Annotated in this window: 17 protein-coding genes; 12 read left to right on the plus strand and 5 right to left on the minus strand. The window is 52.1% G+C overall.

The window, feature by feature from the left end; genetic code table 11:
• Nucleotides 1–45 precede the first annotated feature (45 nt).
• The 4 genes from B1728_RS04295 to B1728_RS04310 are packed head-to-tail and all read left to right on the plus strand — an operon-like array spanning nt 46 to nt 6,735.
• The gene (locus tag B1728_RS04295) at nt 46–2,322 is read left to right on the plus strand and encodes a helix-turn-helix domain-containing protein (RefSeq protein ID WP_079908904.1); all 2,277 of its coding nucleotides are present in this window, start codon (nt 46–48) and stop codon (nt 2,320–2,322) included.
• A 38-nt stretch (nt 2,323–2,360) separates the two neighbouring features.
• Entirely contained in the window at nt 2,361–4,412 is a 2,052-nt protein-coding gene (locus tag B1728_RS04300; RefSeq protein ID WP_079908905.1) for a glycoside hydrolase family 65, read from the plus strand.
• 26 nt (nt 4,413–4,438) lie between these two features.
• Entirely contained in the window at nt 4,439–5,578 is a 1,140-nt protein-coding gene (locus B1728_RS04305; protein ID WP_079908906.1) for an oligogalacturonate lyase family protein, read from the plus strand.
• Between the two features lie 17 nt (nt 5,579–5,595).
• On the plus strand, nt 5,596–6,735 hold the full coding sequence (locus B1728_RS04310; protein ID WP_079908907.1) for a glycoside hydrolase family 88/105 protein: 1,140 nt from the start codon (nt 5,596–5,598) through the stop codon (nt 6,733–6,735).
• Between the two features lie 203 nt (nt 6,736–6,938).
• Here the strand turns inward: B1728_RS04310 and B1728_RS04315 are convergent, their stop codons facing one another.
• The gene (locus B1728_RS04315) at nt 6,939–8,177 is read right to left on the minus strand and encodes an MFS transporter (RefSeq protein WP_144027748.1); all 1,239 of its coding nucleotides are present in this window, start codon (nt 8,175–8,177) and stop codon (nt 6,939–6,941) included.
• Between the two features lie 139 nt (nt 8,178–8,316).
• Between B1728_RS04315 and B1728_RS04320 the strand changes: the two genes are divergently transcribed.
• Complete coding sequence (locus B1728_RS04320) at nt 8,317–8,961, plus strand: TetR/AcrR family transcriptional regulator (protein ID WP_079908908.1); 645 nt, start codon at nt 8,317–8,319, stop codon at nt 8,959–8,961.
• 160 nt (nt 8,962–9,121) lie between these two features.
• Here the strand turns inward: B1728_RS04320 and B1728_RS04325 are convergent, their stop codons facing one another.
• The gene (locus B1728_RS04325; protein ID WP_079908909.1) at nt 9,122–10,072 is read right to left on the minus strand and encodes a DMT family transporter; all 951 of its coding nucleotides are present in this window, start codon (nt 10,070–10,072) and stop codon (nt 9,122–9,124) included.
• A gap of 436 nt (nt 10,073–10,508) precedes the next feature.
• On the opposite strand from B1728_RS04325, the gene B1728_RS35675 reads away from it, so the two are divergent.
• The 4 genes from B1728_RS35675 (at nt 10,509) to B1728_RS04340 (ending at nt 16,678) form a co-directional block, all read left to right on the plus strand.
• Nucleotides 10,509–11,324, plus strand: a complete 816-nt coding sequence (locus B1728_RS35675; RefSeq protein ID WP_144027749.1) for an alginate lyase family protein — start codon at nt 10,509–10,511, stop codon at nt 11,322–11,324.
• Nucleotides 11,299–15,030 carry a discoidin domain-containing protein gene (locus tag B1728_RS04330; RefSeq protein WP_179135875.1) on the plus strand — a complete coding sequence of 1,244 codons (3,732 nt, stop codon included), beginning with the start codon at nt 11,299–11,301 and terminating at the stop codon, nt 15,028–15,030. Before B1728_RS35675 ends, B1728_RS04330 begins: the two co-directional genes overlap by 26 nt.
• 219 nt (nt 15,031–15,249) lie before the next feature.
• Nucleotides 15,250–15,678 (plus strand): MarR family winged helix-turn-helix transcriptional regulator, encoded by a 429-nt coding sequence (locus tag B1728_RS04335; protein WP_079908911.1) that lies wholly within the window; start codon nt 15,250–15,252, stop codon nt 15,676–15,678.
• 37 nt (nt 15,679–15,715) lie between these two features.
• Nucleotides 15,716–16,678, plus strand: coding sequence for an acetylxylan esterase (locus B1728_RS04340; protein WP_079908912.1), 963 nt, complete (start codon nt 15,716–15,718; stop codon nt 16,676–16,678).
• A gap of 85 nt (nt 16,679–16,763) precedes the next feature.
• Here B1728_RS04340 and B1728_RS04345 read toward each other — a convergent pair whose 3' ends face one another.
• The 3 genes from B1728_RS04345 to B1728_RS04355 are packed head-to-tail and all read right to left on the minus strand — an operon-like array spanning nt 16,764 to nt 20,456.
• Entirely contained in the window at nt 16,764–17,942 is a 1,179-nt protein-coding gene (locus B1728_RS04345) for an ABC transporter ATP-binding protein (protein ID WP_179135876.1), read from the minus strand.
• Complete coding sequence (locus B1728_RS04350) at nt 17,939–18,625, minus strand: ABC transporter ATP-binding protein (protein WP_079908914.1); 687 nt, start codon at nt 18,623–18,625, stop codon at nt 17,939–17,941. Before B1728_RS04350 ends, B1728_RS04345 begins: the two co-directional genes overlap by 4 nt.
• 1 nt (nt 18,626) lies before the next feature.
• Complete coding sequence (locus tag B1728_RS04355; RefSeq protein ID WP_079908915.1) at nt 18,627–20,456, minus strand: ABC transporter ATP-binding protein; 1,830 nt, start codon at nt 20,454–20,456, stop codon at nt 18,627–18,629.
• Nucleotides 20,457–20,728: 272 nt separating this feature from the next.
• Here B1728_RS04355 and B1728_RS04360 point away from each other — a divergent pair, with 272 nt between their 5' ends.
• From B1728_RS04360 to B1728_RS04370, 3 genes are all read left to right on the plus strand, one after another.
• A complete protein-coding gene (locus B1728_RS04360) occupies nt 20,729–20,908 on the plus strand; it encodes a hypothetical protein (RefSeq protein ID WP_079908916.1) in 180 nt (59 codons plus the stop codon).
• Nucleotides 20,909–21,004: 96 nt separating this feature from the next.
• A complete protein-coding gene (locus B1728_RS04365; protein ID WP_079908917.1) occupies nt 21,005–21,214 on the plus strand; it encodes a hypothetical protein in 210 nt (69 codons plus the stop codon).
• Between the two features lie 205 nt (nt 21,215–21,419).
• Nucleotides 21,420–22,130, plus strand: coding sequence for a response regulator transcription factor (locus tag B1728_RS04370; RefSeq protein ID WP_179135877.1), 711 nt, complete (start codon nt 21,420–21,422; stop codon nt 22,128–22,130).
• Nucleotides 22,131–22,153 lie beyond the last annotated feature (23 nt).

Genomic DNA, 22,153 nt, shown 5'->3' on the forward strand with positions numbered 1-22,153 from the left:
CGTTATAATGAAACATATTCGACATAAGGTGGGAAGGAACCCGTGATGCAATCCCTCAAGAAATGGCTGAAGTACAACTGGGCCCATACGCAGATCCGGCTTGTCTTGATTTTGACCGTATCGGTTTTCCTCATTATTCTGGCTGTCAGCTTAACCTCTTATTACACGTCCAAGGCGGTGCTGCAGGAGGAGCTGAGTGAGCCCCAACGGCAAATGCTTCAGCTCAATATGAATGTGATTGACGAATCCATCAAGGAAAGTGATCAGGCTGCGATTCAAGTCACGTTAAGCGCCAATGTATATCAATTCTTGACGAGCGAGAACCAGAATTCATTCAGTAATATCACGGAAATCTATCAGCTGTTGACCACTTTGGTTAACAATTCGAAATATGTGAAAAGCATTTATGTCTATGATCTTAAACGAGAAAGCTTCGTGGCCATTCCCCAGGGGTACAGCTCCAGCAAGCTGACATTCGGTGATTCGGATTGGGTCAGCGTGGCCGATGAATTCGGGGACAAGCCGACCGTGATCAAGAAGCGGGAGGTGCCGGAGGGTGCCAGCCGGGGCGGCTCCGATGTGACACTGTTTCGAAAGATCAAGATTCAAGGCGAGTTTAGAGGCATTGTGGCTGTGAACCTCAAGGATGAAGAGCTGTTCGCCCGGCTGGACTCCAGCTTTAACAACATTAACAGGATGCGGTACATCATCGATGAGCATGACGATGTCTTATATTCGGTATCGAATTATGAATTCGATCAGGATGCAATCCGGCAGGCGCTTGCCGTAGTGAAGGAAGATAATACAGGTGATATCACCTACCAGAACCGCAAGCTGCTGGTGAATCAGCTGACATCGCCAGTCACCGGTTGGAGGTATGTCTCTATTGTTGTACAGGACAGCCTGTTGGCCAAGTCCAAGAAGGTAAGGGATACCGTATTGCTGGTATCGATCGCCGCATTGGCGCTTGGCGGAGCGACCATCTTCTATATCAATGCGGCGGCCTTCCGTCCCGTGAGGCGGCTGAGGCAATTGTTCAGCGCTTATGAACGTAAGGAGAGCGGCGCCGGGGGAATTGATCTGGAGAAGCTGACCGATGAACTGCTGAGCAACCATGCCCATCTGTCCCAGCTCGTCAGGGAGACGATGTCGGAGGCATCCTCCAAGCTGCTAAGCGATATTTATTCCGGCCATTTAACCGGCAAAAGGGATATTCAGGACAAATGGAACCGTTATTTTGGCGATTGGCAAGAGCAGGCTCCGGTTACCGTAGCCATACTTTCCATCGACCGTTATAAGGAATGGTCGGCTTCTTATTCCGACTCGGACCGGTCGCTCTTGAAATTCGCCCTTGCCAATATTATGGCGGAGCTGTTCGAGCCGCAGTGGAGAATCGTATGCGCTGATTTCGGCAAGGACAAGACGGCTATCCTGATGCAGCCGAGGGAGCCTGGCGCCTCACCGGAAAAAAAGCTGAAGGAATCGACGAATGTGGTGCTAGAATTGCTCAAATTCAGCGTTACGGCAGGCATCAGCACGCCCCAGACGGACATCACCCGTTTGAAGCAGGCGATGCTGGAGGCGGAGAATGCGCTTGCTTATCGTGTATATCAGGGCTATGGCCAAGTGATTCCGTTCCATAAAGTATCCGAGCACGAAGTCAAAGAGCCGCTGCCCGGCGGACGTGCCGTAGAAGAGCTGCTGCATGCCATCCAAGCGGGGGATGAGCCCGCTATATCAAAGGCTGCGGACCAGATTTTCGAGCAATTGCGTATCCAGTACGAATATCCTTCGGCTGTGGTCAGTTTTCTGCAGGAGCTTGTCGAGCGGATTGGGCAGCTGCAGCCCGGGGAGCAGCAGGAGACAGAGGCTGCATATGAACGGTTCGAAACCCTGCATCTGGATGACATGAGGCACGAGCTGAACTCCAGAATTGCTCCTATTGTGGAGCAGTACCGCCGTCTGGCCGACAGTAAGGATTTCATGATGTGCCAACGGATGATCGACTATATGAAGCAGCATCTCGGCGAACCGATCGGCATTCCGGAGATTGCCGATTCCATAGGCATCAGCAGCAGTCTCGCCAGCCAGGTCTTCAAGCAAGAGACAGGCGAGACCATATATAACTACTTGACTCAACTGCGCATGGACCGGGCGGCCGAGCTGCTGCTCAAGACGGACTCCCGAATTTCGGACATCGCCGTCATGGTGGGATATCAGCATGAGAACAGCTTCATCCGTATCTTCCGCAAATATAAAGATATCACCCCGGGCAAGTACCGGGATATGATGAAAACCCGGATGGATTTTCAGATCGAATAGCCGACTGTGCCCTCCGGGTTCATTCCAAGGAGGAACCCATGAACAGACGACAAATTGTTGAGCGGCACCATCCAGAATTGAACAAATTAGACCCGCTGTCGCCCTTCTCGGTAGGCAATTCGGAATTTGCCTTCAGCAGCGACATTACCGGCTTGCAGACCTTCCCGGATCAATATGAGGTGCCGCTTGGCACCCAATCCAACTGGGGATGGCATTACACAGGAGGGCGTCACCGATTTACGGAGAAGGACGCCGAGCATCAAATGTTCGATACCTACGGGCGGCTTGTAGGCTATCCTATGAAGCCGGGAGAGAAGGCTGAAGCCTATCACTGGCTGCGGCAAAATCCTCATCGACTGCAGCTTGGCCGAATTTCCTTCCGGTTTCTGCTCGAATCCGGCGAGGAAGCTACGGCAAGCGATATAACGAATATATGCCAGCGGCTGAACTTGTGGACAGGCGTGCTAACGAGCGAATATGACGTACAAGGCGTGCCTGTAAGAGTAACAACCGCTTGCCACGGCGAAGCCGATACGATCGGCGTCCGTGTGGAGTCGCCACTGATTTCCCAAGGACGGCTTCAGGTGTTCATGCGGTTTCCTGCGCCCGATATGGTTCATACGGCATGGGCGAAAGCGGTGTTTCCCGATTGGGACCATGATGACAGACACCGAACAGAGCTGCTTCAACAGGAAGCTTGCAGGGCGTTGTTGGAAAGAACCATGGATGAGGACCGATACGAGGTAGGCTGGGAATGGACTCAGGGACGGCTGGAAAGAACCGGCCCGCATGAGATCACATTAGTGCCTGAAGTGCAAGGTGAATTGTTTGAATTTTCTGTCTCATTTGCTCCGGAAGCACCAAGAACGGCATCCGTCGATAGCATCATCCAATCCAGTGAACGCCGCTGGGAGGACTTTTGGATGAGCGGAGCGGCCATAGATTTTGCCGGCAGCTCCGACCCACGAGCCTTCGAGCTGGAGCGCCGTGTGGTCTTGTCCCAGTTCCTGTGCGCCATGCACAGCGGGGGTTCCATACCGCCTCAGGAAACTGGGCTGATGTACAACAGCTGGTTCGGCAAGGCGCATTTGGAGATGCATTGGTGGCATGCGGCACATTTTCCATTGTGGGGTAGAGAAGCCTACCTGCTTAAGAGCATGGGCTGGTACCGTGATATCCTTCCTGCCGCGCGTGACTTGGCAGCGTCACAAGGCTACGAGGGCGCCCGCTGGCCTAAAATGGTCGGGTTCGACGGCAAACCGTGCCCTTCCCCGGTTGCTCCCGGACTGATCTGGCAGCAGCCGCATCCGATGGTGCTTGCCGAGATGTGCTACCAGGCGAATCCGACACGCGAAACGCTGGAGCAATACCGCGACATCGTATTCGAGGCCGCCGATTTCATGGTATCCTACGCGCATCTGGATGAAGAAAAGCGCGTGTACGATCTAGGACCTCCGCTGATTCCGGCACAAGAATGCCACCATCTGCAGAGCAGCAAAAATCCTCCGTATGAGCTGGAGTATTGGAAGCAGGGACTGGAGATCGCGGTTCAATGGGCCGAGAGATTGCAGGCGCCCGTCAACCCGCGGTGGGTTGAAGTAGCAGCATCCATGGCACCGCCTCCGCAGGCGGATGGGGTCTATCTCGCTCACGAGCTGTGCCCGGATACCTTTACCGGTAAAAACCGGGACCATCCTTCCATGCTGGGCGCTCTCGGCATACTGCCCGGAACGCTCATCAATCGCGAAGTGATGCGGAATACCTTGATGAAGGTCAAGGAGGTATGGATGTGGGATTCCGCCTGGGGCTGGGATTTTCCGATGTGCGCCATGACCGCGGCAAGGCTCGGAGAGCCGGAGCTTGCCGTTGATTTCCTGCTGATGGATGCGACCAAGAACACCTATTTGACTAACGGGCATAATTATCAGCGCCCAGGCTTAACAGCCTATTTGCCGGGTAACGGAGGCTTGTTGACCGCCGTCGCCATGATGGCCTGCGGCTGGAAAGGCAATGAGCAGGCGAACAATCCGGGCTTTCCGAAGGATGGGAGCTGGAAGGTAGCATGGGAGGGGCTTAAGCCCTGGCTGTAATAAACCTTCATGAAAGGAGCACGCAAATGGCTAAAGGCACCATCTGGCCGTCAGAGCGGAAGACGTATGCCGACCGGCTGACAGGGCTTGAGGTTACGCAATTGACGGATTATAAGGCACACAGCCATCATCTATATTTTACCGAAAACGGCTGGTACGACGGGGGAGAGCGTCTGTTGATGATCTCCGACAGGGCAAACAGTACGAACCTGTACAGCCTGCACCTGACGAGCGGGCTCATCACCCAGCTTACGGACTATTCTGCAAACGATCATTTGGATGCATGCTTGCAGCCCGACGGAAGGGCGGCCTTTGTCAAAAAAGACCGCTGCCTATTCCGGCTGGACTTATCGACGCTGGAAGAAAAGCTCCTGTACGAAGCGCCCGAGGGCTATCATCTCGGAAACGCAAGCGCGACCGCAGATGGCAAATTCGTCTTGACCTGCGTGCAGGAGGACCTCTCTTCCCGCATCCGCCTGGACCTCGGGAACGGATACGTCGGTCACCGCGAGCTTATGGAAGCGGCTCCCCACAGTATGATCGTCCGGATTGACTCTTTGCGGGGTACGTCGGAGACGGTTTATGAGGCCCGGCGCTTCATCACCCACATCAATGCTTCACCTGTCGAGCCCTGGCTTTTGACCTTTTGCCATGAAGGGCCATGGCATCTTGTAGACCACCGGATTTGGGGGCTGGACCTGCGGACCGGGGAAGCGTGGCAAATCAGACGGCGGCTTGAACCAGGTGAAAAGGTAGGACACGAGTTCTTTTATCCGGACGGGCTGACGATCGGGTATCACGGCTTCCGCACAAACGGCACTAACTTCTTCGGCTCCATCCGTTATGATAATACGGAGATGGAGGAGACGGAATTCGCTTTCGATACGTGGCATGCCTATGCGGACGGGCGGGGTCAAGCGATCGTGGACGGCAAGGGTGCCGTGAAGTCGCTTACGATGTGGCGTAAAATCAACGGGGTCTATGATGGCCCCCGAACGCTCTGCGAGCTCCGCTGCAGCTTTCATTCCCAGAAGGTGCATGCTCACCCGCGCTTCAGCGCCGACGGAAAGCAAGTCTTATTTACAAGCGATAAGAACGGGTACGGCAATCTGTATCTGGTCCAGGTTCCGGACGATTTCAACAGCTTGCCATTATGTACGCCCTAATCCAGGAGGTATCCATTATGCAGGCAACTGCTCAAACACAGACGGAACAGCGCATGTCCGTCAAAATTGCTGAGACGATTCTATCCCGCTGCGTGGACGGATATCATCCCAACATCAGCAACAAATGGGGATATGTCGCCGGCATGGCGTTAACCGCGATAAGCCGTCTTGGCGACTGGACGAAAGATTCCCGTTATCACGAGTTCGTAAAGCGTCAAATGGATGTGTTCATCCAGGAGGACGGTACCATCCAAGGCGGCTTTAGGCTGGAGGATTACAATCTCGATCATATCAATAAAGGCAAGCATTTGATGCGGCTGTGGAAGGAAACAGGCGAGGACAAGTATGAGAAGGCGGCACGAGAGCTGGAAACGCAGCTGATCGGCCAGCCGCGCACGGAAGAAGGCGGATTCTGGCACAAGAAGATTTATCCTTTCCAGATGTGGCTGGACGGGTTGTATATGTCATCGCCCTTCATGGCGGAATTTGCCGCTGCGTTTGGGGAGCACGGCTGGTTCGATGAAGCGGCTCACCAGCTGCTGCTTGTCGAACGTCATACGCGTAACCCTGAGACCGGCCTGCTTCACCATGCCTGGGACGAGAGCAAGGAGCAGCGCTGGTGCGACGGCGCTACCGGACGTTCGCGCCATGTTTGGGGGAGAGCGATGGGCTGGTATGCAATGGCTATCGTCGACGCACTGGAGCACTTTCCTGCCCGTCATCCGAAGCGCGGACAGCTGCTAGGCATCTTTGAACGCATGGCGAATGCTGTCGTGCGCGTACAGGACCAGGAGAGCGGCCTCTGGTATCAGGTGATGGATTGCAACGGACGCGAGGGCAACTATCTGGAGGCATCGGGCTCGTGCATGCTCACCTATGCCTTGGCGAAGGGGATTCGGCTTCATTATTTATCCGAGATTGACCGCAAGGTCGTGGAGCGTGCTTACGTAGGAATCCTCACCCGATTCGTCTCTGAGGACGAACAGGGAGTGCACTTGCACAGCATTTGTCAAGGTGCAGGGCTTGGAGGGCGCAAATACCGCGATGGCTCGTATGAATATTATTTGAGCGAACCTGTTGTTAGCGATGTGCTTATGGGTGTCGCACCTTTGCTTCTCGCAAGTACCGAGATCGAGCGGTTAAGTGAGGAGCTCTAAACCCAAGAGGGATATTTCCCTCTATATGGATGTTTAGGAGTAAAATATAAGCAAGCAGCACCCGGACGGATTTTTGAAGTCCTGTGCTGCTTGTTTTTGCTTTTTCGACTATGGACAGATGGATGATACCTGCCGGTTCCCATCCTTTTCATGAGGTCCGGATTCACGAAGGAGAATCAGGTACTGTCCCATGTAATGGCTCTTTAACCCGCTTGATACAGCTCTCTTTTTCCTTGGCTAAACGGGTGAAGCTTCAGAATCATATATCCGGCTGCCGCTACTACGCAGAGTACGGCGTCTATGCCAATCAAGATCTGATAGCTATTGAACATATCATAAGCAATGCCGCCGACCAAAGCGCCAAGGATGCCGCCGGCTTGATGAAAGAGTATTAAATTGCCGATCAACGTCCCTTTGCTGCTCGTAAGCTCGTTCGCAATGACCATTCCTCCCGGAACAGCGCTTAAGTAGGTCAAGCCGAAGGTCACGGCAAATGCGACGGGGGACCAGGAGGGGTGCCACAGCAGAATCAAAAAGCTGATTACCCTAATCCCGTACAACAAGGCCATGGCCAACCGCTTGTTGATGGCATCCATGGTGAATCCGAACACCAGCGACCCGGCTATCTCCATAACTCCAAGAACCCCCATCGACAGGGCAATCATTCCCGTCGATACCTCAGCCTGCTGATGGATGGCAACCAGATTCATCTCCACTGTCCCCATGTTGATTCCACACGTAAAGAGTGCGAAGGCGACGATCAGGAAAGGCAAGTGAACAAGCTTGACGGCAGTCTCCTTTACCGCAGGAGCGGACTCCTCAACAGGACGGGATTGCTCGGCAGCATCCTCGATGTCGACGTCCATTTCTGCGGGCCGTATTACAAACAAAATGAGGGGTAAGGTTATCGCCAATCCCAGTAATGCTGAAATCAAAAATGCATATTCCCATGTCAGCTGACTGTTGGTTACGAACAAGGGGGTGCAGACGGCAAGACCGACGGAGGATGCGCTGCTCAATAGGCCCGCCGCTTTAGCTTTATGACGGCCAAACCATTTGAATACCAGCACATAAGCTGTCGAGGCTCCAAGACCGGTCAATCCGGATAAAATACCGTAGCCGGCAAAGAAGAAGGCCGGATGATGTCCCAGAAAAACAAGAGCAGTGCCAGCAATGCCGAACAGGCTGCTGATGAACATGATCCTCTTGGGTCCATACCGATCGACGAGCCGGCCGCCTATTGGAGCGCATAAAGCGGCAATAAATAAATTTGTCGACCAAGCTGCGGATATAAATCCTCTGCCCACTTGCAAGTCCTCTGCCATTTGGACCTGGTAGGAGGTCATAATGAAGCGGGAAATCGTCCCAATAAATCCGATAACCCATAGGGCTATTAGTCCAATCCATGCATAGTGCCGCGAATACCATCGAGCTTGCGTCAACTCTATCCCGCCTTTATAATAAATTCATAAAAGATACCGATCGGTATCTTTTATTGTAGCACATATCAGGCGGTTGGCAAGAGGCAATGCCGTAAATATTTGGTATAATGAGGGCAGACTACACGCGTACGGAGGGCTCATGAAAAAAGGGGATAAAACACGGGAGCATATTATCATGAAATCGGCAGAGCTGTTTAATCAGCAGGGCTATGCGGGTTCGTCGTTAAACGATATCATTGCCGCAACTGGGATCAAGAAGGGTGGCATTTATCGTCATTTTAACAGCAAAGATGAAATCGCCCTGGAAGCGTATCAATATGCGGCAAGCAGGGTCGGCAGCAAGTTTTCGGAGGCTATAGAACAGGAGGAATCTGCAGCAGGCAGGCTGCTCGCCTACTTCCGCGTTTATGAGGACGTCGTGAACAACCCACCGTTTATCGGCGGGTGCCCTCTGCAGAATACAGCCGTAGAGAGTGATGACACTCATCCTGTCCTGCGTGACAGAGCCAGGCGAGGACTCCATTCGACCTTGGACGCAATGAAAATCATTATCCAGGAGGGGATTCGGATGGGGGAATTGAAGGAAGATTTGAATGCCGACGCCTTGGCTACTTTTGCCTTTTCCTTATTGGAGGGAGGCATCATGCTTAGCAAGCTGGAGGGCAGCAACAGGCACATGCAGATGAATATGACGAGCTTCGCAGCCTATTTGCAGCAGTGCTGCTTGCATCCTCAGCGGACGATGCCGGAGAGATCCCTTGGCGAAACAGACGCGGCTGGGTAAGCATACGTACAAAAGCGCTGAAACGGTTGTTGTTAAAATAAAGAGCCAAGGGTCTGGACATCCATGGGATATTCCAGTTCTTGGCTCTTTCGGTTGATCTGTTATTCCACCTATATCCCAGCAGACAGAACATGAATGGCACTAATGCTTACCTAACGATCTATACGTCTACTGATGCGGGCTGTTTTACCGTAGCAGCGCTTTTTTTTCGCCCCAGAAGATTCGTCCCTAGAACCCCCGCAATAATCAAGAGAGAGCCGATAAGGTGATACACCGTAACGTTTTCCCCAAGAAATAGCGCCCCTGCCGCGATAGAGACTATGGTCGCTAAATTGTTGAACACACTCATCCTGGATGCTTCGATTTTGGACAAAGCGTAGTTGGATGTTAAAGCCGTGACTAGTGAGGACATAATCCCCAGATAAAGCACTGAGAGAATAAAGAAACCGTCGGAAAGCGGTTTTAGAAGAACGTCAACTGTCCCGGACGACGTATGATCCACTAAGGAAATGACCAGAAACGAGACGAACCCGACACCCAGCATGAAGTAGCTGATTTCCGCAGGGGTATAAGCCTTCATAAGCGAGCGGGCCAGTACGCTGTAACCGGCAGAAGCCAGGCTCGAGAGAATCAACAGCAGAATCCCCAGCGTACTGGACAGCTCGAAGCCGCCCCCTTTCATCACAAAAATGAACGCTACACCGAATACCGACAGGAAGATTGACAGCTTTTGCAGGCTGGTTGTTGTTTCCTTTAAAAAGATAGAGGCGAGCGCTGCCGTCATGACGGGAGTGAATGCAAACAGGATGCCCCCCTCGGCGGAGGTGGCGTGCTGCAGCCCGAAGGCTTGAAATGCAAAGAAGCCTAACGGATACATCGCTGCAAGCAGCAGCGCTTTATATAGCGGTTTCCCGCGGTAGTTCAGCTTAACCCATCCGAACGCAACCGGGATCGACATGACCCCGAACGAAGCGGCGAATCGAAACGCCAGGGTGTCTATAGGGCTCGCTTGCGCCAGCGCCATTTTGGTAAACAAGAAGGAGAAGCCAATAATTACTGCGTTTAAAATCATGCATACATAAGCTAGTCTTAAGCTTTTGTCAGTATTCATCATCATTACCACCTCATCCGATCAAAGCTCGGTTTATTGTCCGCGAACATGTTCCATTACTTGCATGGTATAGCAAAGGACCGACCCAAACAACCTTCATTTACTGAACTGTATCGGTACAGTGGGGGCAATAAGGAGCAGTGTGCTGATTGATTCCTTGAGGTCGGCATCTTGTGTAATGAAATGTTAATTTTAAACAAGTAGTGGTTAATTTGTTCCATAGTCATCCTACAGGTTTGTTTCTATAATGAGAACACATCGAAACGACAGGGAACCTTTGGCGGCTTCCCGGCGCTTCGGGCACTCTCGACTTTTGCCGGACCATTGCAGCAAATAAAAGAGAATGGGGGGATTTTTTGAATAGCGGTTAGTTCAGTTCGGTCATTGACCATCCACTTACCAAACCCATCCGTAAGAAAGTGAGTTGATTTTCATAATGAAACACCGTTCAACGATGGCAAGCTTGATTTTATTATTTCAAATGTTTGCAGTCACGGATGCAGGCGGCGCTTCAGCCGCAGCGGTGAACCCTGCTGATGCCAGCCCGACCGTCTCGGCTGCTTCGGCGCCGGCTCATCCCTATTACCCGCCAAGTGCCTCCGAGCTGCAGGCGTCGATCGCAACTGCTGATAGATTGCTTAGCCAGTACACGGAAGAGCAATGGCTGAATCTCGTGCCCAAGCAGTCCCCGCGTTCGGTATTGAACGAGCCGTTCGATGGAAGCGATGGCTGGGTATGGAGCCCCGCAACCCCCGATAAGATTCAAACGATGAAAGGCCTTGCCTTCCCAAACTCCCAGTATCCTTATCAGTATACATCCGTAAAAGTCATGAGCGGGAAGACGGTGGAGGTCCCCTATGTGCAATACAACGGGAAGAAATACCTCATCCAGGCGCGCATTGATTATGAAAAAACCAGCTTCATGTCGAGCAACCTTCCGATTTTGGCAAACGCTTACTTGGCGACCGGAGATGAGAAATACGCCCGCAGAGCCGCTATCGCTTTGGATGCGTGGGCTACCGCTGTGCCGGATTTCTACATGACCAGCAAAAATGTGGCTAATCTCATCAGCGCCGATGAGGTTGCCAAATATTACAATACGGATATCCAACGGGTCAGCGACCATAACGGGATCGCGCATGAAATGCATTCCGGCGAGATCTTCGCTTTCGACCGGATCTATGATAGTGCGGCGCTCCAAGAGCTGTCCCAAAGCAAGGGATACGATGTGCGGGAGCATAACCCGCGCTGACTTTTTTCTCAATGTCGTAAACTGGCTGACCACCTATCAGTCGATGAAGGTCCATACATCCACTAACCTCTCCGGAGCTGTTGAGGCCATTGCCCGCGTGGCTACGGTTCTTCACCAGCCGCAGCTGTTGGATTGGCTGAGCCAATACATGGATATCACCGTCGGAGAAAATTTCAAGCGGGATGGCATGTTTCCTGAATCGTTCTCCTACCACGCCGGCTATGCCAACTCCAACTACACGATTTCGCAATTGATCCAAACCTATTTCCAGGCGCATCAGCCGGAATCGCCTGCTCAGCAAGCGTTGAAAGAGAAGATCGTCAGACAATCCGATTTCCTGGCGAATGCCAAGGAGGCCCAGAAGATCGTTGCGTTTCCGGATGGGGATTTGCCTCCGTTCGGCGATACGACCAAGGGAGGAGCCTCCAAACGCAATGCGACGCAGTCCCGGCTGCTTCCCGCATACGGTCATCTCATGCTGGGTGACGGGACAGGGAGATTGCAAACGCAGTACAACCTCAACTTCAACGACATGGCGAATCATGTTCATCCGAATGTGCTCTCTGCGACCTTATTCGGCTTCGGGAAGGAATTGATCGGGGGGATACGTTATTCCCACACCGCGGCACGCGATTTTACAAGCGATACGCTGGCTATGAACACGGTTGTCGTGAATCAATCGAATCAATTTCGCGGGAATAAGCAGGGTGCCGGTAACGTCGGCCATGCGTTTACAGGCGGCAATCTTGCCCTGTATGAGCCCGGCATCGACGGCATCGAGGCGTCCGAGGTGTACAGCAACTGGGCTTACCCCGGCACAGCATCAAGATATCAGCGCGTGAACGTGATGAATACTATCGATCCGGAGCATCCCTATCTGATCGACTTGTTCAAGGTTACGGGCGGAAGCACGCATGAATATTTCCTTCATGGCTCCACCCAGTTTGACGAAACGGCGGAAGCCAGCTTTCCGCTGCAAAACATAAATAAGCCTTATCCGCTCCTCCCGGATAACGAAACATGGACCGATCCGGTAAAGGAAGGAGACGTGCGGAACTGGTACGGCATGTTCAGGGACGTCAGCACAGGCCAATCTCCGGGTCAATGGGACGTTACCTTCCGCGATGCGGAGGATGGGGGAATCGGAACACGGATTATGATGGTAGATGATGGAAAGAATCAGGTCTACCTTGGCAAGAGCCCTCATTCCTACCGGGATAAGCAGTATGATGACATCTATCAATTCTGGCGTCCGTCGCTGATGGTTAAGCGGGAGGTCCCGGGCCAAGACAATCTGGACAGCTTGTTTATCAGTGTCATGGAGCCGTTGAACGGTGAATCGGCCATAGCAAGCATTAGCCGGGTACCGCTTAAGGATAACGACCCGGAGCATGTGGCGCTCTCCGTCAAATTCAACAACGGCCGTGAGGACGTCGTGCTGGTGAACTTGAACCATCCGGATATCACTGGAAGCAACCCAGTGGACCAATCCGTTACAACCGCCGACGGGCAATATTCCTTGAACGGCAAGATCGGAATTATGTATGAACGAAGCGGCTTCACAAAGCCTTATCTGATTTCCGGAAGCAAATTCCAATACGGAGATAAGGCGCTGACTATCGGGCCTGCCTCTTATCAAGGGACCGTGACAGGAGCAGTTCGAATCGCGGACGGCTCGGATGTCAACGCGCTAATTACGGACGCGAACCTTCCGGAAGGCGATGCATGGAAAGGAAAATGGGTGTCCCTGCAATTCGGCACCTACAAGGTCATTCCCGACGCAAACGGCTCGTACCCGAACGGGATTAGCGAGCAGAAGGGCTTTAGTGAAATGTTCCTGGTGGATCATGTTGAGAAGAGGAACGGACTTACCTATATCGTCACAGCGGATGACCATGCCCTGGCCATCGATAGCAATACGGCGGAGCAATTAAGGCCGCAGCGCACATTCGAAGGGCATCCGTCCTTCCGAATGGAATTCAGCGCAACGGCCAATGGCACGCCGCCCGTCTTTCCATCCCCCAAGCTGGATGGCATTCAGGTGAATGGGCAGCCAATTGCGGGATTCGATCCGGCGGTATTCAGCTATAAATTCGCCATGCCGGCAGGAACCGCTGTCATTCCTGTCGTCAGCGCGACCGGATCGAATGGGATTGAGGTGGCTCAGGCCCAGGAACCGTTCGGCACCGCGATTATTACAGTCAAGGACCGTCAGGATCCGAGATCGCAAACCCAGTATTCCGTTCGATTCACTCCGATACCGATTTACGGGGATGAGCCGTCAGGGTTGGTTCCTTACCACATTCATGGTGTTACGGCGAGCCCTGGTTATAACTCCGGCTTTCCTCCGTCCAATGCGATTGATGGTAATTTGGCTACGCGCTATGCTGCCAAAGGTGAGCATTGGATTACCTTCGACCTGGGGGAGAGCAAGGGGATCGATACCTTCATCGCATCATTTTTAAATGGCGACAAGGATACTTATTTCTTTGATCTGGACATCTCCGTGGACGGGACCGATTGGAAACGGGTGTACAGCGGTCAAAGCAATGGAAAGACTGCAGGACTACAGCTATTCTCATTTGAGCCGTCTCAAGCCCGTTATGTGAAGTACAGCGGCCACGGCAACACCAAGGATGCCTGGAACAATCTCAATGAAGTGTTTGCAGCAGGTCATACGTCCGCGACCAAGCTGAGCCTATCGGTTAGCGACGCCGTCTACAGCTACAGTGATACGGCATCCCTTCATGCGTACCTAACAGACAAGGACGGGAAGCCGCTGCAGGGGCAAGCAGTGTCATTTTTCCTGAATGAGGCACATATTGGGGAGGCCGTAACGGACGCTTCGGGAGAAGCACCGCTGAATTACCGTGTCCAGGCAGGTGTGCCGTCAGGCTCTTCTGCACCATATGACTTGAAGGCGGTATTCGCGGGATCTGCCGATCAGGCACTTCAGCCTAGCTCAGCCTCCGGGAAGCTGACCGTGCAGAAGGAGGAGGCGACCCTCGCTCTGTCCACCCCTTTGAACTGGGATCGGACGAATGTGACGCTTTTTGCCATTATTCAGCAGCAGGATGATGGAGAGCCGGGGGCGGTAAACGATCTTCCAGTTGTTTTTGATCTGAGAGCATTGCGGGCTGACGGCACTTCCGTGCCCGTTCTGTCCTCGACGGTGCAGACGAACGTATACGGTCAAGCGAATCTTACAGAGACATTGCCAGCCGGATTGTACGAGGTGAAAGCGGCGATCGGAGCCAATCCTTATTATACGGAGCATTCCGCATCGGCTGTAATGACGGTGAATGCGGCCACCTACGGCTCCGTTCAGGTGAACGGACATACGAATACTCCTGTTCCTTCCGGGCTATTCGGCGCCAAGGCGAACAAGGTTCATTTGGAAAGCAAGTGGGAACGTAATGCGGGCAAAGTGAGCGGATCCGCAACCATTCACGCAGAACCGCAAGGACTTCGTCTGACGATGAACGACGCAGATTGGATCGCGGCATCGGATTCAAGCGCTTTTATCCAAGGCGGTGCTGTAGATGAGCAGGGAGCTAGCTATACCGTACGAATCATGGTAGAAAACGAGCGCCGCAGCTCTTCCTCCTTGATCAGCATCCTGATTTGGAAAGGGAATGCCGCGGAAGGAACGCCTGCTGCCGAGATCCGGGGGCAAAGTTTCAGCGGCAGTATTCAAATCCGCTAAGCGCTGCAAGGAACATGCAGGACCGTGATTTAAAAATAACCATTCCATTGCAGCCAGGCTGCCGGGCGGGACCGGCGGTCTGGTTGTTTTTTATGTTGTATCAGGTTCGGCATTTCTTCAATATAAAGCGCTTCAAGAAGGAGCCTGACCTGTTATAATGAGACTAGTACATATATTTAGTAAGGGGAGTTAACAAAACATTAGAAAGGAGGTTGAGGGATGAGCGATTTGAGCTCCTACGCTCTCCGTATACGGATTGCGATGCACAAGACACAGAGGGAAATTGCAAACGCGATGCAAAGCCAGTTCCAGCTGGAGCTGACAAGGGCGCAATTTTACATTCTAAAATTGATATCGGAGGACGGACCCTGCACGATTACAGAGCTGGCCAGAAAATTCGGGATCCATACGAGCTCGGTTTCGACGATGCTGAATAAACTGGTTCAGGACAACCTGATCTCCCGGGAATACAGTCACGATGACCGTAGAAAAGTGTTCGTCTCCATCACGGAATATGGAAGCGACGTGCTCAAGCAGGAGCTGCAGCATTACAGCCGAATTCTGGAGAGATACCTGTCCCCTTTAAACGAGGAGGAGCTGGAGACCTTCGTACATATTTTTGAAAAAATCTCATCGGTACATAAATAATGCGTGCCTGGAGGTTTCAGGCGGGGAGGCAGTCCTTATGGGTTATTTGGATCGAAAAATAAAGGAATTATATCAATATACTCCGGAGCTGACGGCTCCCGCAGATCTGCATCTTTATTGGAGCAAGACCTTGGAAGAATGGGCTACTCAGGGGAAGGTCGAAGCCGAACGAGTGCAGGTTTCCACCACGATGCGCGGTGTACAAGCCTACCAAGTACACTATAAAGGCTATGACGATACGAGAGTATCCGGGTGGTACCTTGTCCCGAGCATGTGGCAGGAGGCAGCCTATCCTTGTGTCGTAATGTTTCACGGTTATTCCGGGAGCAGCGGACTGCCTGAGAGCTACGCTTCATGGCTATTGGCCGGCATGGCGGTGTTTGCAATCGATCTTAGGGGCCAAACGGGAGGAACAGGCGATTTGCTGCCTCAAGAAGGAGGCATGGCGAAGGGCTGGATTACCAAAGGCATTGACGATAAGGATACCTGCTACTATAAGGCTTTGGTTATAGATTGCCTGCGTGCGGTAGATTGGGTTAGCGAGCAGCCGGAGGTCGACCCGAACCGCATAGGAGTAGCTGGAGCGAGCCAGGGAGGCGGACTGGCTATGATCTTGAGCGCGCTAAGCCGGAAGCCTTCCTTTGCCATTGCAGATATTCCGAACATGTGCCATATGGACTGGGGAATTTTTCATTCGACAGGCTCATTAACCGAAGCGGCCGAATATATATCCCGCTATCCTGAACGTTGGCAGAAGGTTATGCGGACGCTGAGTTATTTTGACAACATGAACCTGGCTGACCGGATTGAGATACCCATTATGGTATCCGTCAGCATGAAGGACCCTGTCTGCATGCCGGAGACGGTGTTTGCTGCCTACAACCGCATCCAGTCGGAGAAGGAGCTGCACATCTACCCGTTCCGAGGGCATTCTACAGGGGAACAACATCTGCGAAAAGTATTGGAGTTCGCTCAGCGGCAGATTGCACGTACAAGCTAGGTATAGCTTATCCACTAGATACAACGGGATATGAAGAACAAGGCGTACCACGGTCATACGACTGCGGTACGCCTTGTTGTTTTCTTTAGGCGACATACCATTGCGACTGTGCTCTATACATCTCCGCGTATATTCCGTTCAACGCCATAAGCTGCTCGTGCGTGCCTTGCTCGGCTATGCGGCCGTTATCGAACACCAATATTTTATCGGCAAGTCTGGTTGCGCCAAGCCGGTGGGAAATTAATATCGTTGTTTTATCGCCGGTTATGCTGTTGAAATCCTCGTACAGCTTCGCTTCAGCTATCGGATCCAATGCGGCGGTCGGTTCATCCAGAATTAGCACCCGTGCATCCTTTTTCAATATGGCTCTGGCGATTGCGATCTTCTGCCACTCGCCTCCGGATAAGTCGGTGTTGCCCGCCTTATAATTGCTAAGATGCGTCTCAAAGCCGTCTTTCAATCTAGCGGCGAATTCATAGGCTCCCGTCAGCTTCGCTGCTGCGATAATTTCGTCATCCGAGTATTCCCGGTACAGATCGCCTATTCGAATGTTATCCGCGATCGACAACGCGTAGCGGCCGAACATTTGAAAGGTGCAGGATACCGCCTGTTTCACGAGTGCTTGATGCCGATGCGCTTCCACACCGCCCATCAGAACACAGCCGCTGTCCGGTTCATACATACCGCACAGCAGAGAAATGAACGTGCTTTTACCAGAACCGTTCTCACCGACGATGGCGATTTTCTCTCCCTGTCTGATCGTTACGGACACATCCTTCAATATCTGCCGCTCCGTCTCCGGGTATGTAAAGTGAACATTTCGGAACTCGATATCCATTTGAGCCGGTACAGGTATGGCAGGGGATTGCTGTGACAGCTTGCCTCCTTTGACGAGTGTCTCGACGGTGCCCTCCCCGGTTCCATACTCCTTGTAGCTCATAATCTCCCGATAGTCGTCGATAAATCTTCCGTCGCTGCCGATTAATACCAGATTGTCAAACAGCCCTTGGAATGCGGTCTGCATCACCTTCGCCGTACTGTATACAAGCATAAATGAGCCGATCCCCGAGCCGCCTTGGTAAATATCGTAAGAAATCATAACGAGTGCAATTCCGATCGTGATCAGATTGATGAGCCGGGCGCCGCCGTTATATATCGTAAACCGTTTAATCAAGCCGATTCGCTGCTTGTACAACTCTGTGACAGACTCATCATAGCGCTGGTTCACGTAGTCGTATAAATTGCCGTACCGCATTTCCTTCATGCTGGGACGCTTAAACAGGCCCATGAAATGTATGTCTGGTAACGGAGCTCATGCGAGTTGTTCTGTTCTTGATAATAGTTGGCTTCTGTCTGTGCCTGCTTGAGCAGAATGGAAGGGATGCAGCCGGCCAGAATAATAACAGCGATCAGCCAACTATCTGTCGCGATAATAAGTACTGCAGTCACCAGTTGAATCGCACAAAGAAAAATACCAAACGTCGCATTCAGAATAAGCGGGAGCTTGCGGGTCAATTCATTCTTCACCCATTCGAACTTCTGGTAGGTATCCGTGCTGGCAAAATAATCGACACGGATGCGCGAAATTTTGATCATCAGCTTTTCCTGAATATAATACTGCATCTTGCTCCATAAGATGTTATTCGTCCGGCCGGAGACAATCACCATGATATTCGTCAGGAGAACGATTCCCATCCATAAGGCGAGCCATTCGACGGCCCGCATGAACGATCCTCCGCCTATTCCTTCGGTTACGACGTGAGCGGCTTCGTTAAAGAAGTGTTTTTCAAAAATCGCGGCGATGGTCCCGATGACCCCGGTGGCAAGCCCCAAATTTGTAAAGAACAAATCCTTAAAGCTGGCAGCCTCCAACACCAGCCGAAGACTCGACAGGACGGTTTTGTCGATCCGCGCCCGTTTTCGTTTTTGCTGTAAGGGTTCAGCCATCTTACATCGCCTCCTCTTTCCGGTACCATTCCGCCTGGGTCATAAAAAGCTTGTGATACATTCCTTGCTTCGCCATCAATTCGTCATGCGTGCCAAATTCGACCAGCCTGCCTCCATCCATGACAGCAACTTTATCGGCTAGTCTTGCAAATCCGATACGGTGTGAAATCAACACGCCTGTCCGGTTCTGGATGCTGTTTCGGATGTGGTAGAACTGCTCCATCTCAGCGATTGGATCCAGCATGGCTGCAGGCTCGTCCATAATCAGGATGTCCCGGCTGCTTATATGCGCACGTGATACGGCGATTCGCTGCCACTCTCCTCCCGATAGCTGGATCGCATTTTTGTGATACCATCTCCCCAAGTGCGTATCCAGTCCGCTGCTTTGCCGCTTCAAAATCTTTGTTGCCCCGCCTTTCTCTGCGGCATCATGGAGTGCAGCATCATCGTGAAGCTTGGACAAGTCTCCGAAAGCGATATTTTCTCTTAACGTAAACTCGAACTTGGCAAAGTCCTGGAATGTAACGCCCATTCGTGCGGCCAGCTTGGACAGGTCGATCTCATCGTAATGTTTTCCCTCGAAAAAGACGTTCCCCTCCATCGGTTTATAAAATCCGAGAAGCACTTTGACGAGGGTCGATTTTCCCGCCCCGTTGCCGCCGACAAGGGCGATCATTTCGCCTTGGTGGATTTTCAGCGAAACGTCCTTGAGTGCATAATCATTGCTTGCCGAGCTGTATTTAAAGCTGACGCCCTGCAATTCGAATACAACCGGCTTATCTTGCCGTTCATTCGGCGTCGGCTCTGTTTGGATCGCGCTGCTTGGCCGATCATCGAAGTCCATTTCGAAAAACTGCTTTTGCAGTTCAAAATCCTTCACATACCGGTACGAGCTCATGAACAATCGGCCGTAGCCCATCGACGTTCCCGCAATGTGATCGAATGTCGCGACGAACATGACCAGCGTGCCAACCGTAATTCGCCCTATCGCCGTCAAATAGAGCCCGGCCGCAATTAGTGCACACTTGAAAAGGGTCGATAAAATCAGCGAGGAGTTCGTTCGCAAGTTGGCTTTATTCATAAACGCAAGCGTTCGTTCCTGCATCGGCTTAATGATGTCATACCATTTTTTGCGGATAAAAGAATCCAACTCCAGCATCCGGTATTCCATCGCAATGTCATTGCGGAATACTTGGGAGTAGTAGTACTCTGCCAGCCGTTCGTTATCCCCTTCATCCAGCCAGCGCTTGTTGCCTTCGACTGCGTTTTTAAAACCCATTGTCAGCGATGTCATCACAAGAATGACTGCAAACAGAAGGAGTATCCATGAGGTGGAGGCAGCCAGGACAAGCATGCTGATGAGGGCGACGGTTTCGGCAAGCAGCTTCAACACACTGGTAAGAAAATAGGATAGCCGTTTAATCGTTGGCGTTGTCATGTCAATTTTCAGAGCCAATTCCGGATCGTCAAACATTCGAAGCGGCACTCGCCGCATCATGTCGCCTAACTGCTTCTGCATGCCCACCGCATAGCGGGTGAAGAGCGTGAAATCAAATATGCTCGGCAGCATGTTAAATACCGCGTTCAGGAACAGAAAGCCGACCAGCGCACCAATCCACGCTACGATCGTGCCGAACCCGCCTAGCTGTGCTGCTTCCGAGGTAATCATATCGACGATCCGCTTGGTTACTATCAAGAACAGCACAGGGAGCACCGCCCCGACCGTACAAATAACCGCCCAGAACAGAAGGTTGCGCCGATCGATCTCCCACGCTTTTTGGAATGCCCATTTTAGAACGGAAAGATCGGACTTGATTTTACTTGATATCATGCTACCTTACACACCTCGATTCAGAAGGATAATAGAACACGCGCGACATTGGATAGAAAAAGCCTGACTCCGTGAATTTCAACTTCATTCGCTCAGGTCATGAATTATACCATATTTTACCTGAACAAAGTTTTCATAATTATGTAATTTTGTACCATATTTTTGCTTAAAACAGTTCATTTTAAGTAAGTATATGACGTCAGTCACCCTGTATAATAAGAGGTGGTTGGATGTGTACCGTTTAGAATCCGTATGAAAAAAGGGGACGGGCAATGAGTTCATTTTTTCACAAAACCTATGACCTGTGGATGCAGCCTTTAGAGCATTACGCCTTTGGCGCGATCCGTAAGCGGCTGATCGGACAAGCCAGGGGAAAGGTACTGGAGATTGGATCGGGTACGGGAGCCAACTTCAAGTACTATAAATTCGTGAACCAGGTTATGGTCGTTTGATTCGAAAAGGAGAAGTTTGTCTTCCCTGCTAGCGATGAGGAGGACGATGGTATTCTAGGCTGTGTCTGGAAGAACACGGAGGACACCACTCGGGTTATGCACGATAATCGGCATCTCCATGTTCACCACGTGCTTGACGACCAGGGTGATTTCCGAAGCAATCGCCATTTGCTTGAGGGGTATTCGCGTAAAGCGCCTCCCGAGCTGACGCTGGCGGAACGGCTCGGGGCCCTTGCGCAATCGCGCACAGACGAGGGCTATATGGCGGAAACGATAGAGCATGAAGACGGCAGCTTGACTTTATAGAGAAACACTATCCGGAGCGAGCCGTTGCGTATATCGCATTTCGCCTCGATGAGAATCGGCGTTTATTGTCTGCAGGCATAAGGGAACCTGTATTCCTGCGGGCCATAGGCCGAGCTTGAAAATGATTGGTTCAAGCCCGGCTTTGTTTTGCTCTGTTACAGGGCTAGAGCTATAATTGCACATTAAGGGGCGGAGGTGCGCGATTTTGAAAGTCGTATGGATCGAGGATGAGAGGCAGCTGCTGCAGGAATGGACACAATATTTGAAGAAGGAATCGATTGAGGTTTTTGGAGCGGAGACAGTAGCCGAGGCCAAAGCGCTGGTCGAAGAGAAGAAGCCTGATATGCTGCTTGTGGACTGGATGCTTCCCGGCGGAGAAAGCGGACTTGAGCTGTGCAAATGGAACGAGAGGCATTGGGGGCTTCCTTTTATTATGGTCACGGCCAAAGGAGACGAGCTGGACAAGGTGCTTGCCCTCGAGCTTGGAGCCGATGATTATTTGACGAAGCCCTTTGGACTTCGCGAGCTTAGCGCACGTATCAAAGCCGTTCTGCGCCGTACTGGGAAAGGCAAGACGCAAGATAAGGAACAGCAGGACGAGCAGGTTGTTCAGCGGGGGCAGTTAAGGCTCGACTTCGTGCGGTTTACGGCGCAATTGGAGCAGACGAGGCTGGAATTGACGCGGACCGAATTTCTGCTGCTGTGGAGGCTGGCTTCTAATCCGGGAAGGGTGTTTACCCGCACTCATCTGATGGATGAGGCGCTTGGCGATGTGTTTATCGGCTACGAGCGGACGCTGGACTCGCATATACGCAATTTACGACGCAAGCTGGAGGAAGGCGGGGCGCACTGCGAGTATATTCAGACAGTATACGGCGTCGGGTACCGATTTGCCGAACTGGCGGCTGAAGGCTAACGGCCCTTCAACGACAAACGAAA

The sequence above is a fragment of the Paenibacillus sp. 32352 genome (assembly GCF_002042965.1).
In the GTDB taxonomy this organism is placed as follows: domain Bacteria; phylum Bacillota; class Bacilli; order Paenibacillales; family NBRC-103111; genus Paenibacillus_S; species Paenibacillus_S vulneris.